Raw genomic sequence first — 15598 nt, forward strand, 5'->3', positions numbered from 1 at the left:
CGGTGGGTTCGGCGATCCGACTCCCGCCGCCCGGACCGAAAACATCGGCAGCGCTGCCTTCGAGCTGGGCCTTCCACGATGTGATCTGATTGGGGTGAACGTCGAACTGCTCCGCCAGTTGCGCCAGCGTGCGGTCACCCTTGACGGCGGCAAGTGCCACCTTCGCCTTGAAAGCCGGAGTGTGGTTCCGCCGTGCTCGTCTGCTCATCGTCTCTCCTGATTCGCGGGTCAATCTTGCCCGCCGTCAGGCAGAAACTCCACTTATCGCGCTGTTCAGATTTGCGGGACCAGCTCACTCCATGCCTTGGCCCATCGTCGATCCTTTCGCCGGCCCTGCCGGCGGCCGTTCCACCGAACGGTGAGGTCAGCAATACAAGCTCCGCTCGGGGCTACAACACTGCCGGCAAGTCTCTCCTCCACATAAGTGCGCAAGGCTGCGTTGGGCGCAAGCTTAGGCTCAGGACCTATTAATTTTGATTGATGCGTGATTCAAGGTCTCCTGATTCGGAGACTTTGATGGGTGATTTGTTTCTGCTCAGCGCGCGCCAGATGGCGCGCATACCGCCGTGTTTTCCGTTGGCGCATGGCGTGCCGAGGGTCGACGACCGCCGCGTTGTCAGTGGCATCGTCTATGTCATTCGCAGGTCTGCAGTGGAAGGACGCGCCGAAGGGCTACGGTCCGCACAAGACGCTCTACAATCGCTTCATCCGCTGGAGCCGGCTCGGCGTGTTCAATCGGATCTTTGCCACCCTGGCGGCGGAAGGACCGAAGCCAGAGCGCATCATGATCGATTCCACGCATCTGAAGGCGCACCGAACGGCTGCGAGCCTCCTAAAAAAGGGGTTCTTTCCCGCTGCATCGGCCGCACGAAAGGCGGGTTGCATTCCAAGCTCCACGTCGTCTGCAACGACATTGGCAAGCCGCTCGTCATGCTGCTCTCGGAAGGCCAGATGAGCGACCACAAGGGCGCTCGCCTGATGCTCGGAGTCCTGCCGCCCGCCTCGGCGTTGATCGCAGACCGCGGCTACGACTCCAACTGGTTCCGTGCGGCCCTGAAGGCCAAAGGCATGGAAGCCTGCATCCCGCCGACCAGACCGCTCGCCTACGACAAAGGCCTCTATCGCTCCCGGCACAAGATCGAAAATCTATTCGCCAAACTCAAGGATTGGCGACGCATCGCCACCCGCTACGACCGATGCGCTCACACCTTCTTCTCGGCGATCTGCATCGCAGCCTCAGTCGCCTTCTATCTCAATCAATGGGTCCTGAGCCTAGCACTACTTTGGCAGATTGTTGATTTTGTCGCGTTTTATAGGATTCCCGAATCAATTTTTCAATGATTCATGGGTGGTCGGCTCTTGGAGGGCTGACCATGCCGGGATGGGAAGACGAACTCGAACGTTGGCTGATGCCGTTCTTGGACCGGCTGGGTCATAAGACCCGGCAGCGGATGTGTCCTCTTTATGTTGCGGGATGAATCGGTCCGGGCGATCGCAAGAGCGTTCAGCCAATGGCGGAACGCCTAGCCACGAGCAACTACGATCAGTTGCACCATTTCATTGCGGACGGTGTCTGGGATGAGACGCCGCTGGAGACGGAGCTGCTCAACCAGGCGGACCGACTTGTCGGCGGCAGGGATGCGATGCTGGTTATTGATGACACCTCACTGCCGAAGAAGGGTGAGCGATCGGTCGGTGTTGCGGCTCAATACGCGTCGGCTCTCGGTAAGACCGCAAATTGCCAAACGCTGGTGTCTTTAACGCTTGCGCGCGGCGAAGTGCCCGTGATGGTCGCGTTACGTCTCTTTCTGCCTGACAGCTGGACAAGCGACATGTCTCGTTTGAAGAGTGCTCGCGTGCCAATCGAACACCGAACGCCACGGTCCAAGCCGGAGATCGCATTGGCCGAGATTGACCGCGCGATGGCAGCTAACATGCGCTTTGGATGTGTGCTGGCAGATGCAGGATACGGCCTCAGTGCACCGTTTCGACAAGGGTTAACAGAGCGCGGGCTGACCTGGGCAGTCGGTATCCCTCGGCACCAGAAAGTGTATCCGGTCGATGTGAAGCTCATTTGGCCGATCACCAAAGTCCGTGGCAAACCACGAAAGCACCACGTGCCCGATATCTTATCGATTGCGGCAGAACAAATGCTGGCCAGCGCCAAATGGAAAACCGTGAGTTGGCGTAGCGGGACGAAAGGTCGGCTTAAAGCTCGTTTTGCTGCTCTCCGTGTCCGCACCGCCGACGGCCCTCCGCAACGAATATGGGATAAAGGTCAGCAGCATCTCCCAGGCGACGAAGCCTGGCTCATTGGCGAGCAACGTGCCTCCGGGGAGAAGAAATACTATCTCGCCAATCTTCCGGCGGCGACGGATCTGCGCACGCTGGCCGCCACTATCAAGGCACGGTGGATTTGTGAGCAGGCGCATCAACAGCTGAAGGAGGAGCTTGGACTTGATCACTTCGAAGGGCGATCTTGGCAAGGTCTTCATCGCCACGCCTTGATGACAATGATTGCCTACGCTTCCTGCAACATCGTCGCCTCGCATACGCGGGGCGGAAAAAAAAGAATCAACGGTCCGCCGCCTCAGCCAACCATGCCAGCCGTACGTCACGTCATCGTCGATCTCATCCTTTGGCCGCCGTCTCAGCAGTGCCCTTATTGCCGGAAAATCCGTGAAAAACAGCGGCGAAAACACAATCTGCCAAAGTAGTGCTAGCGGTTGCCGCGATCACCACGTTGGCTATGCGGGACTTCTCGTGGACCGGGGTTCGTCGGTTTCCTCGCGAACTTCGCAGGGTTGCCGATCGCATTTGCGATGTTGGCCGCACTTATATGTCTGGTAACCCGTCCGCGCGCAGCGTCACGAGCGAGGCGCGGTGACATCAACGCGGTGGCGATGCACGCAGCTCGACGGATGGTGGCACAAGGGAGCGCCTTCCTCCTCTCTGATTTCCGTCCGCTTGGACGGCATGGTCTTACTCGATAGCGGCTCGATTGGCGACTGATTCTCTTCGGCCATCGGGGGCTCGGAATGCGCATCGTCACGAGCTCTTGCTTGTTTCCACAAGCCACGCCTTAGATGAGATTCATATACTCCAATCGCCTTGTAGTTTCAGAACGATGGCGAGCGCCAACTTCCCCGCAACTTTTGCGGTTGAGTGCCCTGATGCATGAGGTGTCCACCAAATAGGTGGACACCTTTTGATGGAAGACGATGATCAGAAACTGCGGGTCAGGCTTGTCGGTCGGAACGGGCGCCGGCGATACGATCCGGCATCGAAAGAGCGTCGTGTCGCGGCCTACCTTAGCATTACAGTTGTTTTTTCGGAAGGCATCTGAATCTATGGGCAACCATGATTCGGAGATCGTGGACGCGGGCAGCGTCGAGAGCTGGCTCCGCAAATTCGGACAGTAGCTTGAGTGGATTTTCTGCCTGACAGCGGCGAGGCTTCTTGCCGCGAATCAGGAGCGAAGATGACGAAGAGGAGTCGCCGGACGCATTCTCCGGCATTCAAGGCGAAGGTGGCTTTGGCAGCCGTGAAGGGAGAGAAGACGCTGGCCGAGCTGGCGCAACAGTTTGATGTTCATCCGAACCAGATCACGACCTGGAAGACCCAGCTTCTGGAAGGCGCCGCCGGCGTGTTTGGGCAGGACAAGGGATTGGCCGAGGCGCCGGTCGATTTGAAGGCGCTTCATGCCAAGATAGGCGAGCTTGCGTTGGAGAACGATTTTTTGTCCGGCGCGCTCACCAAGGCGGGGCTGCTGAGCGCAAAGCGATGATCGACCGCGACCATGATCTGCCTGTTGTGCGCCAGGCGAAGGTCCTGAACCTCGCCCGCAGCACGGTCTACTATGAACCTCGGCCGGTTTCGGCCGAGGACCTTGCCTTGATGCGTCGGCTCGATGAGCTGCACCTCGATTATCCTTTCGCGGGGGCACGCATGCTGCGATCGCTGTTGCGGCGTGAGGGCGCGCAGATTGGCCGCCGCCACGTCGCGACGCTGATGAAGCGCATGGGGATCGAGGCGATCTATCGTCGGCCGAATACGAGCAAGCCCGGGCTGGGCCACAAGATCTACCCGTATTTGTTGCGCGGATTGAAGATCGAGCGGCCGAACCAGGTCTGGGCCATGGACATCAGCTACATTCCGATGCGGCGTGGCTTCGTCTACCTCGCCGCGGTCGTCGATGTGTTCAGCCGGCGGGTCCTGGCCCATCGCGTATCGATCACGATGGAGACGGTGTTCTGCGTCGAAGCGCTCCAGGAGGCGCTGGCGAAGCACGGCAGGCCCGAGATGTTCAACACGGATCAGGGCAGCCAGTTCACCAGCCTCGACTTCACCAGTGTGCTGCTGGACGCAAAGATTGCCATCAGCATGGACGGCAAGGGCGCCTGGCGCGACAACGTGTTCGTCGAGCGGCTCTGGCGCACGGTCAAATACGAGGAAGTCTACCTGCGCGCCTACGACAGCGTGTCCGAGGCGCGAGCATCGATCTCCAGATATCTGGCGTTCTACAATCAGGGACGCCCGCACTCGAGCCTTGACGAACGCACCCCCGACGAGGCCTACTTCGGCACGCAAGCGATGGTGATGGCCGCATGACCGTCGCCGACGATTTTGTCGTTGCTCTGGTCGGGCTACGCCCTCCCGACGCAACGACAAAATCGCAAAGCCCCGCATTCAGTGTAACCTGGCAGGAATCCACTTAATTTCCGCGGGGCACTGTCCAAACAACCGGGGCCAGCTCTTCGATAGAGGAGACGCTTGCGTTGCGGGCGGCGTCGCTTCGGGAGATCAAGAAGCGGATTCGTCCGTTGTTCACGCAAGAGCGTGTTGCGACGAATGCCGGCCTGTTCCTGGAAGGCTTGCTTGGAGATGAACAACGCAAGACCGGTTGGATGCGCGCGGAAGCGGCTGGCGATCCCGGCCCATGGCGCCAGCAGGCGATCTTGGGTCGCGGGGATTGGGACGCCGATGCCCTGCGCGACATCGTGCGTGACTATGTCATCGAGCATTTGGCGGATGACGATGCGGTGCTGGTGATCGACGAGACCGGCTTTCTCAACAGGGCAGGGCGTCATGCGGGGTGGCGCGGCAATACACTGGTTCGGCGGGCAAGATCACGAACTGCCAGATCGGAGTCTTCGCTTCCTACGTTTCGCGCCACGGTCATGGGTTCATCGATCGCGCGCTGTATCTTCCGAAGGAATGGACCGATGATCCGGATCGCCTGGAAGCCGTATACGTGCCCCCTGATGCCGGCTTTGCCACCAAACCAAAGCTTGCCGCGAGAATGATCGCCCGCGCGATAGCCGCGTCTGTACCATTTAAGTGGGTTGCCGGTGATACGGTCTACGGTGTTGGCGACATCGAACAGCAACTACGTCGGGCAGGCAAAGGCTACGTGCTCGGGGTCAGCAGTGCTCATGTGTTTCGATCCTGGGGCAAGCGACCGCCGGTCGCCGGTACGGCTGCACACATAGCCCGGACGCGGCGCTCATCTGACTGGAAGCGTCTGTCGGCGGGAGCCGGAACCAAAGGACCGCGACTACACGATTGGTGTTATCTCGAATTGGCCGATCTCGAGGCCGAGCAGTTCAACAGTGCTAATGATGGCTTGTGGACGCGCGGTCTACTGATCCGCCGTCGGATCGCCGATAATGACCTCGCCTTCTTCACCACCTGGTGTCCAGCGGGAACATCCATCGAAACGCTGGTCGCGGTCGAAGGCCATCGATGGGCGATCGAGGACAGCTTTGAGACCGCGAAAAACGAATTCGGGCTCGATCACAACGAGAGCAGATCCTGGCATGGCTGGCACCGTCATGTGTCCCTGGTGATGCTCGCCTTCGCCATGATGGCCGCAATCCGGCATCGCCGCCAATCCGCCGCCGCCCAAAAAAACGAAACACCGTCCTCTGGCAAAAGCCAAAGTACAACCACGCCGCCGCTGATCCGTTGGTCAATCCAGGAAATTCGCCGCCTTGCCATCAGACTTGCTCGAAAGCGTATTCAGCCCGCACACATCATGGCTTGGTCTTGCTGGCGCCGAGCTCACCAGGCGACCGCGCAACACGCTCACCTCAAAGCAAAAAACAACTGTAATGTTAGGTAAGCCTGGCGTTTCGGTATCGAGGCTTGCGCTCGAACATGGGGTCAATGGGACCCTTATTCGGAAGTGGATCAAGACGCAGACGGTGCCCCGGTCTCTCCCGCCGTCTTCATCACCGGCGTTCATTCCGGTTCAGCTTGAAAGGTCTGCGGATCGGACCATGTCGCGGCAGAGCAGTGTGGTGACGGTGGATCTGCCGGTGACTTGCGATGAAGTGCGTGGGCCGGAATTCAAAAGGACAGCGGCTTTTTGCTCTCCAGCCAAAGTGAGCGCGTCCCTGCCGAACAGCGTGAAGCTGAGCCATGTTCAGACCGGGCGGTGACATGCAAGTCTATCTGCACCGTGAGCAGATCGACTTCCGGGCTGGCATCAACAGCCTCGCGATTCTGGTCCAGCAGCGATGGCGTTCGATCCGTTTGCTCCGGCAGTTTTTGCGTTCTGCAATCGCCGTTGCGACCGGATGAAGCTGTACCAGCTGTCTACGAATGATGGATGCGAGCGTTCCACCGCTCGACCCGGCAGGCTATCATCTCCGCGGCAAGCTCTTGCGGAACGATTCCCTCAACGCAACCACACGAGCTGCTGCGAGGGAGCCAGCCCTCTGCAAGCACCAACCGCAACAGGTGGCCGACTGCTCTATTGGCCCACTGGAACCAGGGGCACCTCGGCCCCGAGACGCACCATCCATCACGGCCGCCGATGTCTTCATACCGATCGAGTATTTTGCGCCTTGCACCGCCTCAAGTAGAGACGTGTGCAGGTGCTCATTCATCCGGTGACTTTGGGAGATTGCCGTTAAGCCTCTCCTCCGCCCAAACACCGGAGTTCGATGATTGGCGTCCGAGACCGAAGTTTGGATCGCCGAGACTAATCGCTGCGCGACAATCACGATGATCTCAGCCAATTCGGCGCTTTATAGGAGGTCGATGATGAGAGGCATTGACGGGTTTGGCAAGGCGCCCATCGGGTTATACAGCGCCAGCCAAGGTGATAGCCCGGACGATTCTCCCGTTGGACCAGCTGTTGGCGTTCAAATAGTCGGCCCATCCTCCTGTCCCGTCGTGGAGCAGACGCGCTCTGAGCCTCAAGAGTCAACCGCTTCCGCCTCTCGGACGGAGCAGCAAACCGACGGTGTCCCTCCTTCGCAGCCGGAGTTACTCGGTGAGACATTTGAGCGGCTCAGCCCGATCGATCTTCTGATGGCATCGCAGAAAAATCATCAGCTCGCTCAAGAGGGGTCCAGCGACAGCAACGAGATTTCGAACGTCCACGCCCCCGCTACGCCGAACCCTGGCAAAAGTTCCGTCGCTGCAGAGATAGATGGCTCACCAAAATCAATTAAGCGTACGTCGTCAATGGCCAAACGCCTTTCCCAACGCATTTGGAAATTCAAGGGCCCGTTACTAATGCCGACGCGTCCTTTGGCAACACCACTTCTGCAATATGACAGAAGCCCTGGATCAGTAGATAAATTTAGATCATCGGATGAGTTTGATCTTCCGGAAGGCTGTAATGCAACAGGCTGGAAGGACCTGCATGTGTCCGGCAGCGCCAGTATTGCTTCCATCGAACAAGTTAGTAGGTTGAACCCATCGCCGAAGAGCCCAGTAATTGTACTTGACCTCCGGGAAGAGTCCCATGCGATCGTTGGAAATTTTCCGGTGACTTGGGGGGTGCCCAATAACTGGGCGAATGTTGGCAAATCGCGCGAAGAAGTTCTAGCGGATGAATACGATAGGATAGATACGCTAAAAGGGCAAGTGACAGTGCAGCTACTTCATCGCCAAGACGTTGCGAATGAGATTGATGATAATCCGCGCTCAGTGACCTTGAGTAGACCGCAAATCTTTAGCGAAGAAGAAGTCGTAAGAGCGGCGGGCGCAAACTATGTACGCTTGATGGTGTCCGACCATCTCGTTCCGCGCGCAGAGGATGTTAATGCGTTTATTGAAATGGAGCGGGGCATGGCGGCTCACGAGAAGCTGCATGTGCACTGTAGTGCAGGTCAGGGCCGCACGGGCATCTTCATCGCAATGCACGACATGCTGCGTAATGCCTCACGGGTGTCGTTTGAGGACATAATAAATAGGCAGCTCGCGTTTAACCCTGGGCGAGCCTTGGATTTCCACAAGAACATCGCCCACGAAGAGCGTTCAGACTTCCGCAATGATCGGCTGGAGTTCATTTCGCTTTTTTACGAATATTCCAAAGCAAATTCCAATGGACAGCCCTTTTTATGGTCCGAATGGCTTGACCTCCATGGCCCCGAAGGGATCGATGACGGGCGATAACGGTAACATATTCTTTCAATTACATTGCGTAAGAAATGTTTATCGACTGGGTGTTTCAGCGAGCGAGCGGGAGGTCGTTTGGAATAACAGCTTGCGCAACTTTCTCGCGTGAGCCTGCATGGATGGCGATCGCTGCGCGACAACACGATGAGCTCATTCAGTTTGTCGCTATGTAGGAGAGGAACATGAGGTGCATTGGTAAGCGCGGCAAGGCCGCCCATCGCGTGATTTGGCACCAAGGAAGCGTGGTTTACTCTTCAGAAATTCAACAGGACCCGGGACATCCCCGGGCCGCACGCAAAACCGACAACTTGTTTATGTGCCTTCAATCGAGACGCCAAATGGATGCTGCTTTTTGCTGCTAGTCGAGCACGCTCGTCGCAGGTCACCTGCGACTGGTGATTCAAGCTCGCCGTAATCGCATTACGATCATGGAAAGTAGAAGATAATGCGCATTGATAATAATGTGGTCAGGACGATGATGCAGAACGCCCCACGCGCCGAGACCTCGCCGCAGGGCGCTATGGTCACAGACAAGGCGAATATGACTGCGCTGGCCAATTTTCGAGCGCATCATCAAGCCACGTCTGCTCTCCGTAAGTCAAATCAAAACACGAACTCGCCGGGCGGAGAGGAAACAGGTGGGGATCGCGACTTGCCGAGCCAGGCCTCTCGCGCGATGAAGTATGCATTGGGGATGGCTGGTGCGGCATATCTTTACGATAAGGCTACCAATGATTTTTTTCTCTCGACCACGTCTTTGCACGACGGCAAACGTGGATTCACGAGCAACGACAGGCTCAATAAGGCCTATGAAATAGCAAAAGTCCGCTTCCGCCACTACCACCGCAGCAGTCCAAAAGACCAGAAGCGGAACAATCGGTGGATTAATCCCGTGCGGACCTGTGGCAACAACCAGTTCGTGACCATCACCGACTATCGGGCAGCTACGAAAGTGCACGTCATGCACCTCATAAACACGGAGAAGGCGCGCTCGTCGCTGATGAAGAGCCTTACGTGCTACAAGGGCCAACTCGTGAAAGCCGACAACGTTGCCAAATATGCTCCGCCTGTCATTCCGAGTAATCCCGATTTGACGAAGAGCAGCCTGTACAAGCAGAAGAACAAATATGCGCTGACGGGCGTCGCCAATGATGAGACCGGAGCTCGCGGGTATACCTCGCGGTCGATCACCCGACCGTTCGTGCTCAACGGCTACAAACACTTCAAAGACGTCTGCGAGACGAAAGGCTTGACACCGCAGCAATGCGTGGAGTCACTCGAGGGCTTGCTGGAGAGGGATGACAAGCTTAGCGAAGATGCGCAGTTTGCCGCCGGCCAAGCGATCTTGAACTTGAGGCAGGTCTATGCCGCAGACGAGCACTGGGGAGATGCCGAGAAGATCGTCATGAAGACGCTGGCGCGGCACGGTTTTCTGTCGCCGGACGAGACCTACAAGATCGATGAGAGCTTGATGTTCGAAGACCTGTCGAAAAGCATCTTCAAGCGAAATACGGGGGTCATGGGACCACTATTGCACAAACTGGAAGCCTGCTTCCATAGGTTTCGGCTGAGGAATGATCCTGCAGCACTCGATGACCTTAAGCCCATGGCGGCCTCAAAAAACATGGAGAACCTCGCCATAGCTCATTTCAAGTTGAACGAGCAGGGTAACGGGTTCGAAGACTGCTCGGGGCTCGGGGACTCGTTCACATGCGCCAATGCTGTGGCGTGCATCAATCACGCGAGACTGATGAGCGGTGAAGAACGGTTATCCAAAGACGATGTAGTGGTGCTCATCGGGTGCTTCAACGCGGTATATGACGACGCCAGCGGAATCCGGCATACACTTTCTGAGATCGCGCGAGGGTGCTTTGCAGGCGCGGGCTATACAGTGGCGGATGCAGATCGATTTTATGGAAACGTGTGCAGGATGGCTGCAGAAGAGTTCTACGTCGGGGAAAAGCTGGCGCGGCATGGTTGACGTAAACAAACTGCGATGGAGGACGACCCGTCCGCGTGACCAGGCGAGCCGACGAGCTGCTCGGCGCCATTTCGCCATTCGGCAGGGCCGAGCGCCAAGCCTCGTGTACTTATTCGCTACGCGTCCCTCCGGATGCGATCCAATTCTTCGCTAGCCTCGGCCGAAAGCTATAACCAATGAAGTCAAACGACTGCTCCGAATAAGCGCCGGCGCGATTGGCATCTTTGCAATAGACGGTCTTGTCTTTTCCGGATGCCCCCGTAGCCCGCAACTGACAGACATGTTGGTGCCGCAAGCCAAACGGCCGACGTCGTTTTGTGTGGGCATTCGTGCGTTCGATCCGGTCACGATTGGGCTTGGTACGAAAGCAAAGGAGACCGAGAGCTGTGCGGCCGGCCCTACGAACTTTGATGCGTCGCTGCTTGGCAACAGCAATCGTGGACATTCGTTCGAGGGCAAGGAAACCGATTTAGCGAAGCTGCCGATAACGTACAGAGTCTTTCGCACTTTCAGGATTGACGGCTTCTTCTTGAATGAAGGAGCTTTGAATGAACGATGGGAATGCCATGGGTCAGGTGATCCAAATTGATGAGGCCCGGATTCGAGATCACCTGGGCGAGATGGTCCGCGGGACGGTGGAAGAGACCCTGAACGCCATGCTGGAGGCCGAAGCGGACCAGCTGTGCGGGGCTGGGCGGTATGAGCGCAGCCCGGCCCGGCAGGACACGCGGGCAGGCAGCTACGAGCGAACGCTGCAGACCAAGGCGGGCGACGTCAATCTGAAGGCTCCGAAGCTACGGCGGCAAACCTTCGAGACGGCGATTATCGAGCGCTACCGGAGGCGGGAGAGCTCGGTCGAGGAGGCGCTGATCGAGATGTATCTGGCCGGGATTTCGGTTCGGCGGGTCGAAGACATCACGGAGGCGCTGTGGGGCACCCGGGTCAGCCCGAGCACAGTGTCGAACATGAACAAGAGGATCTATACCAAGATCGAGGCGTGGCGGAATCGCAGGATCGAAGGCGAGCATCCGCATCTCTACTTCGACGGCATCGTGATGAAGCGCAGCTGGGCTGGTGAGGTTCGCAACGTCTCGCTGCTAGTGGCCTCGGCGGTCAATGCCGAGGGGTTCCGGGAGATCCTCGGCATCTGTGAGGGCGCCAAGGAGGACAAATCCGGCTGGTCATCGTTTCTGCGGCATCTCGTCGATCGCGGTCTCAGGGGCGTGCAGTTGGTTGTTTCCGATGCGTGCCGAGGTCTTGTCGAAAGCGTTGCGGATTATCTGCCGGAGGCCCGCTATCAACCCTGCATGGTGCATTTTCATCGCAATGTCTTCAGCCACGTGCCGTCGACCCGGGTCCGCGAGGTCAGCCACATGCTCAAGGCCATTCATGCCCAGGAGAGCCGCGCCGCGGCCGACGATAAAGCCAGGACCGTCATCGCGGATCTGCGGGCCAGCCGTATGGCCAAAGCTGCTGATCTCATCGAGCAGGTGGTTCACGACGCTCGCCTACTATGCCTTTCCGGACATCCATTGGCGGAAGATTCGAACGAACAATCCGCTCGAGCGCATCATTAAGGAGATCCGGCGACGAACCCGTGTCGTCGGCGCCTTCCCCGACGGCCAATCCTGTCTCAACTTGGCGGCGGCCCGGCTGCAGCACATTGCCGGAACGGCGCAGTCGACCAAATCCTACATGAACATGCGACCGCTCTATCAGCCCCAACTCTCTGAAACCGGAGCCGTCGCCTGATCAACAGCGCGAAAGATGCTGGAGGCCAGATCGGCCACCGACACATGCTCCCGCAGCGCCTCCAGCGCGATCTTCCACTTCAGCGCCACATCGATCTTCCACGTCGGTTGCGATGGAATCGCCCAAATCCAATTGGCGAACCGGTCCGATTGTCGGAGTCCATTTCACCAAGACGTGGCTCGCCGAATGCTTCCATTCTTCGAGCGTCGCCTACGAGGCGGCGCCCTCAGCGTATCTGGCTTTGCCACCATAAAACTCGTCGGACGCATTCTTGCACACAGTTCTGTAGAAGTCGTCAGCATCTTCCGTCGCGTATCCAGCCCCGGCAAAGCATCCTCTCGCTGTTTCCTGTAGAGTATGCCTCACCCCGCTCGCATTATCGAAAACCGCATTCAGACAACCAACAAGTGCCACCACATCATCCTTTGACAAACGCTCGTCGCCATTCATCATTCTCGCGTGATTGATGCAAACGGCAATGTTGAACGATGTGAACGAGTCGCTTAGACCCGAGCAGTCTTCAAATCCATCTTCGCTATCATTCAGTCTAAAATGAGCAATCGGAAGGTATCTCATTTCTCCGACTTCCCTATGCCAAAAGTTTTTTGGTGATACCAGCTCCATTGCAGAAAGTGCGCTATGCACACGGACGTACGCATCATGAAAAAACGGGCCGATCACGCTGGTGTTTCTCCTAAGCAAGCCCTTTTCCATATCTTCCCGAGCAAATGGCCTCGTCTTGCCCATTTTCTCATTTTCCGCCAGAGACAGCCATCCGTTTTCATGAAGATAAGGCATCAGAACCTTGTGTGCGGTTCCCCACTTGCTCTCATAGACCCGGCTGAAAATCAAAAAGGCTTGGCCCGCGACCAGCTGAGCGTTTTCACCAAGGCGGCTGTCGCTATTGAGGTGGGCTTCCAGTGCCTCGACCGCTTGCTTGGGTGAAAGAGATCTGTCGCTTTCAACTTCTGCAATGAAATGATCCAGCCCCCTCTCAATGAACGGCTTCGTTATCGTCCTCGATGCATAACCGGTCGAGCCGGTTTGTTCATTTCTAACACCTGACAGGGAGTACTTGTTCTTGCTCAGGTATTCTGGTGAACTCGTCAAATCCAGGCTGTCAGGCACGATCGTCGGAGCATGTCTTGAGACACCCTCAATTGTCATCCCGCCCCCTTTGAGGCATTTGATATTTTTCATAATGGACATGTGTGCCTGCTCCGTATTTACCAGGTTCTTGAGGTGAACCTTGGTGGCAGCACGGTAATCTATCATGGATGCAAATTTGTTAGAGCCAACGAGTCTAGGGGCTCTGACCTGGTTGGCAACGCCATTCTTCTCTTCATCGGAAAGGCTGCAATAAATTTGAAAGTATTCTTCCGCTTGTTTTCCGGCCTTGGTAAGTCTGGTGTCGCTGCTGAAGCCCCCCTTTCCGTCGTGCAAAGAGGTAGTGGAGAGGAAAAAGTCGTTAGCCATCTTGTCATAAAGATAGGCCGCTCCGAGCGCGCCAAAGCATACGCGAGAGGCCAAGCCCGGCAAATTGCCGTTTCCGCGCGCTTCCTCTCCGCCACTGGATTTCGAGCGTTGATTCGGCCCCCGAAGACCAGCAGGGGTCTGTCGAGTGGCAAGGCACTCGATCGGTGGAGTCGTATTCGACTTCGTGGTGTGCGGCCGAACCAGCAAGCCCTGTGGTGCGATCTCGGTGCGCTGCGCCGCCCGAAACACTGTTCCGAATTGACTGTTTGTGATACGCACTTCCTATCGCCCTCCAGTAGGTGAACCGGCTCGCACTGAATTGTCGCTTGGTAGCTATTAGACCTCGAGTTTTGAAGTGAGATCAGATACCGGGATCAGTTCGCGTCCGACATGAGGTCTTACTTCAAGCACTTTCCCACCTGCGCAACCAGCAGGGCACTCACGGCTTCGTCGGCGGAGGCGAGGTGCCCAGAGGAGATGAAGAGGCTGTCACACGGACCGGTGTATCAATCACGAGCAGCCTCAGATCTTCGTGACCGGCAATGTCGAAAATCTCACCCGTAGGCACTTCTTTTCGACCAATCGGTCGCTGGCGACCGGCTCTTCGGCCGATGGTCGGAGCCGTCGGCGGCGGCGCTCAAAGGCTATCCTGTGTATGTCTCACCGGTCGGCTAAAGCCTCAAAGGCTCCCCCTCGCCTGGGCGCCCCCTCAGCTCCGTGTGGGCGCGATCGACCTTATCGTAGGCGATCACTGCGGCGGCGCGAAGTTGGCTTTTGTCCAGCTCTCGAAGGTAGTCCGCCGACCAGTGGTGGATCGTATATGCTTCAAGTTTCTCCATCATCGACCGCCAGCGCCTGATACGCTCCTGTCGCGGCATGTTGACCGCCTGCCAAATTGCCTCCGTGATTTCTTCAGGACGGTTCGGATCCACCAGCAGCGCCCCCTTGTCGTTGAAGTCTTCAGCCGCACCCGCGAACTTTGAGAGCACCAGAACGCCCGGGTCCTTCGGATCCTGTGCAGCAACATATTCTTTCGCGACGAAATTCATGCCGTCCCGCAATGGCGTCACGACGCCAACACGCGCAGCGCGGTAAAGACGCGCAAGTGCCGACTGACTGAACGATTCGTTCTTGTAGTGGATCGGGCTCCACTCGTCCGTGCCGTGCTCGGCATTGACCTGGTTGACCCAGCTCTCCACCTCGTTTCTATACCTCTGATACTGTTCAACGTCGGCACGTGATGGGGGCGCGATTTGCAACAGCGAGATGCTGCGCGGCTCAGCCTTCACCAAAAGCTGATTGAAACCCTCGACCTTTTTGTCGATGCCCTTGGTGTAGTCGAGCCGATCGACCCCTATCGCAAGCGTAGTGCCCTCGACGCTTTTCAGCAAGGACGAAACTTTCTCCTGCTCTGCGGGAGACAAGTCTTCGGCCAGGTATTCTGCAAACTGCTTCGGATCGATACCGATTGGGAACTTTTGACATCGCGTCTGGCCGCGCTTCGAGATAACAACGCCATCCTTGCTCTCCAGCCCAAGATGGGAACGCAGACAGGCGAGGAAGTTATTCACGTCCCGGTTCGTCTGAAAGCCCAACAGATCATACTCCAGCATCGACTTCATCAGTTCGCGATGATTGGACACCAGCTTGATCATGTCAGGGGCGGGCCATGGCGTATTGAGCTGGCCCCGGTTGTCTGAACAGAATATCCGCGTCGATAAGTGGAGCCTCTGCCGGGGTTAGGCTGCCGTGCGGAGCGGCAGCGGGGTGAAGTAGGCTTGATCCGGTGTGCTGCCGTCAAGGCTCGAATGTGGACGGCGGCAATTGTAGAAGTCCAGATAGCGGCCAATCGAGGCGCGAGCGTCGCTGACGCTGTCGTAGGCCCGCAGATACACCTCCTCGTATTTGACGCTGCGCCACAGCCGCTCAACGAACACGTTGTCCCGCCAGGCGCCCCGGCCGTCCATACTGATG

The 15598-nt window shown here is 57.4% G+C and carries 9 protein-coding genes and 6 pseudogenes; 9 read left to right on the plus strand and 6 right to left on the minus strand.

From position 1 onward, the window contains the following. Both E4K64_RS37885 and E4K64_RS41465 read right to left on the minus strand, forming a co-directional pair. A partial coding sequence (locus E4K64_RS37885; RefSeq protein ID WP_135163638.1) for a transposase occupies positions 1–208 on the minus strand: 208 nt, incomplete at its 3' end. An 86-nt stretch (positions 209–294) separates the two neighbouring features. Next, a pseudogene (locus E4K64_RS41465) lies at positions 295–462 on the minus strand (IS30 family transposase); the annotation flags it as partial. A gap of 54 nt (positions 463–516) precedes the next feature. Here E4K64_RS41465 and E4K64_RS37895 point away from each other — a divergent pair. The 9 genes and pseudogenes from E4K64_RS37895 to E4K64_RS37950 form a co-directional block, all read left to right on the plus strand. Next, positions 517–1254, plus strand: a pseudogene (locus E4K64_RS37895) (IS5 family transposase); the annotation flags it as partial. Positions 1255–1337: 83 nt separating this feature from the next. Beyond that, a pseudogene (locus E4K64_RS37900) lies at positions 1338–2683 on the plus strand (IS701 family transposase). A 528-nt stretch (positions 2684–3211) separates the two neighbouring features. Next, positions 3212–3313 (plus strand): annotated as a pseudogene (locus E4K64_RS41470) (IS66-like element accessory protein TnpA); the annotation flags it as partial. A 168-nt stretch (positions 3314–3481) separates the two neighbouring features. Further along, positions 3482–4611 (plus strand): IS3 family transposase gene (locus tag E4K64_RS37910; RefSeq protein ID WP_126262077.1). Its coding sequence is split into 2 segments (ribosomal slippage): positions 3482–3734 and positions 3734–4611, totalling 1131 coding nucleotides; the frame shifts between segments, so codons are not numbered across the junction. Between the two features lie 149 nt (positions 4612–4760). After that, positions 4761–5963, plus strand: a pseudogene (locus E4K64_RS37920) (IS701 family transposase). Between the two features lie 481 nt (positions 5964–6444). Further along, on the plus strand, positions 6445–6585 hold the full coding sequence (locus tag E4K64_RS40815) for a transposase (protein WP_164719144.1): 141 nt from the start codon (positions 6445–6447) through the stop codon (positions 6583–6585). A 465-nt stretch (positions 6586–7050) separates the two neighbouring features. Then, complete coding sequence (xopH, locus tag E4K64_RS37930) at positions 7051–8412, plus strand: type III secretion system effector XopH (protein WP_209312014.1); 1362 nt, start codon at positions 7051–7053, stop codon at positions 8410–8412. 448 nt (positions 8413–8860) lie between these two features. Further along, positions 8861–10396 carry a XopAG/AvrGf1 family type III secretion system effector gene (gene xopAG, locus E4K64_RS37935; RefSeq protein WP_205680574.1) on the plus strand — a complete coding sequence of 512 codons (1536 nt, stop codon included), beginning with the start codon at positions 8861–8863 and terminating at the stop codon, positions 10394–10396. A 566-nt stretch (positions 10397–10962) separates the two neighbouring features. Next, positions 10963–12148, plus strand: a pseudogene (locus tag E4K64_RS37950) (IS256 family transposase). Here E4K64_RS37950 and E4K64_RS41715 read toward each other — a convergent pair. The 4 genes from E4K64_RS41715 to E4K64_RS37965 all read right to left on the minus strand — a co-directional run. Continuing rightward, positions 12112–12237 (minus strand): hypothetical protein, encoded by a 126-nt coding sequence (locus tag E4K64_RS41715; RefSeq protein ID WP_283810199.1) that lies wholly within the window; start codon positions 12235–12237, stop codon positions 12112–12114. The pseudogene E4K64_RS37950 and the gene E4K64_RS41715 overlap by 37 nt on opposite strands. 121 nt (positions 12238–12358) lie before the next feature. Next, positions 12359–13903, minus strand: a complete 1545-nt coding sequence (gene xopAG, locus E4K64_RS37955) for a XopAG/AvrGf1 family type III secretion system effector (protein WP_209311903.1) — start codon at positions 13901–13903, stop codon at positions 12359–12361. Between the two features lie 392 nt (positions 13904–14295). Beyond that, on the minus strand, positions 14296–15333 hold the full coding sequence (locus E4K64_RS37960) for an alpha,alpha-trehalose-phosphate synthase (UDP-forming) (protein ID WP_283812355.1): 1038 nt from the start codon (positions 15331–15333) through the stop codon (positions 14296–14298). A 30-nt stretch (positions 15334–15363) separates the two neighbouring features. Further along, positions 15364–15598: integrase core domain-containing protein (locus E4K64_RS37965; protein ID WP_135161597.1), on the minus strand; the 235-nt coding region annotated here is incomplete at its 5' end.

The sequence above is a fragment of the Bradyrhizobium frederickii genome (assembly GCF_004570865.1).
GTDB classification, from domain to species: Bacteria; Pseudomonadota; Alphaproteobacteria; order Rhizobiales; family Xanthobacteraceae; genus Bradyrhizobium; species Bradyrhizobium frederickii.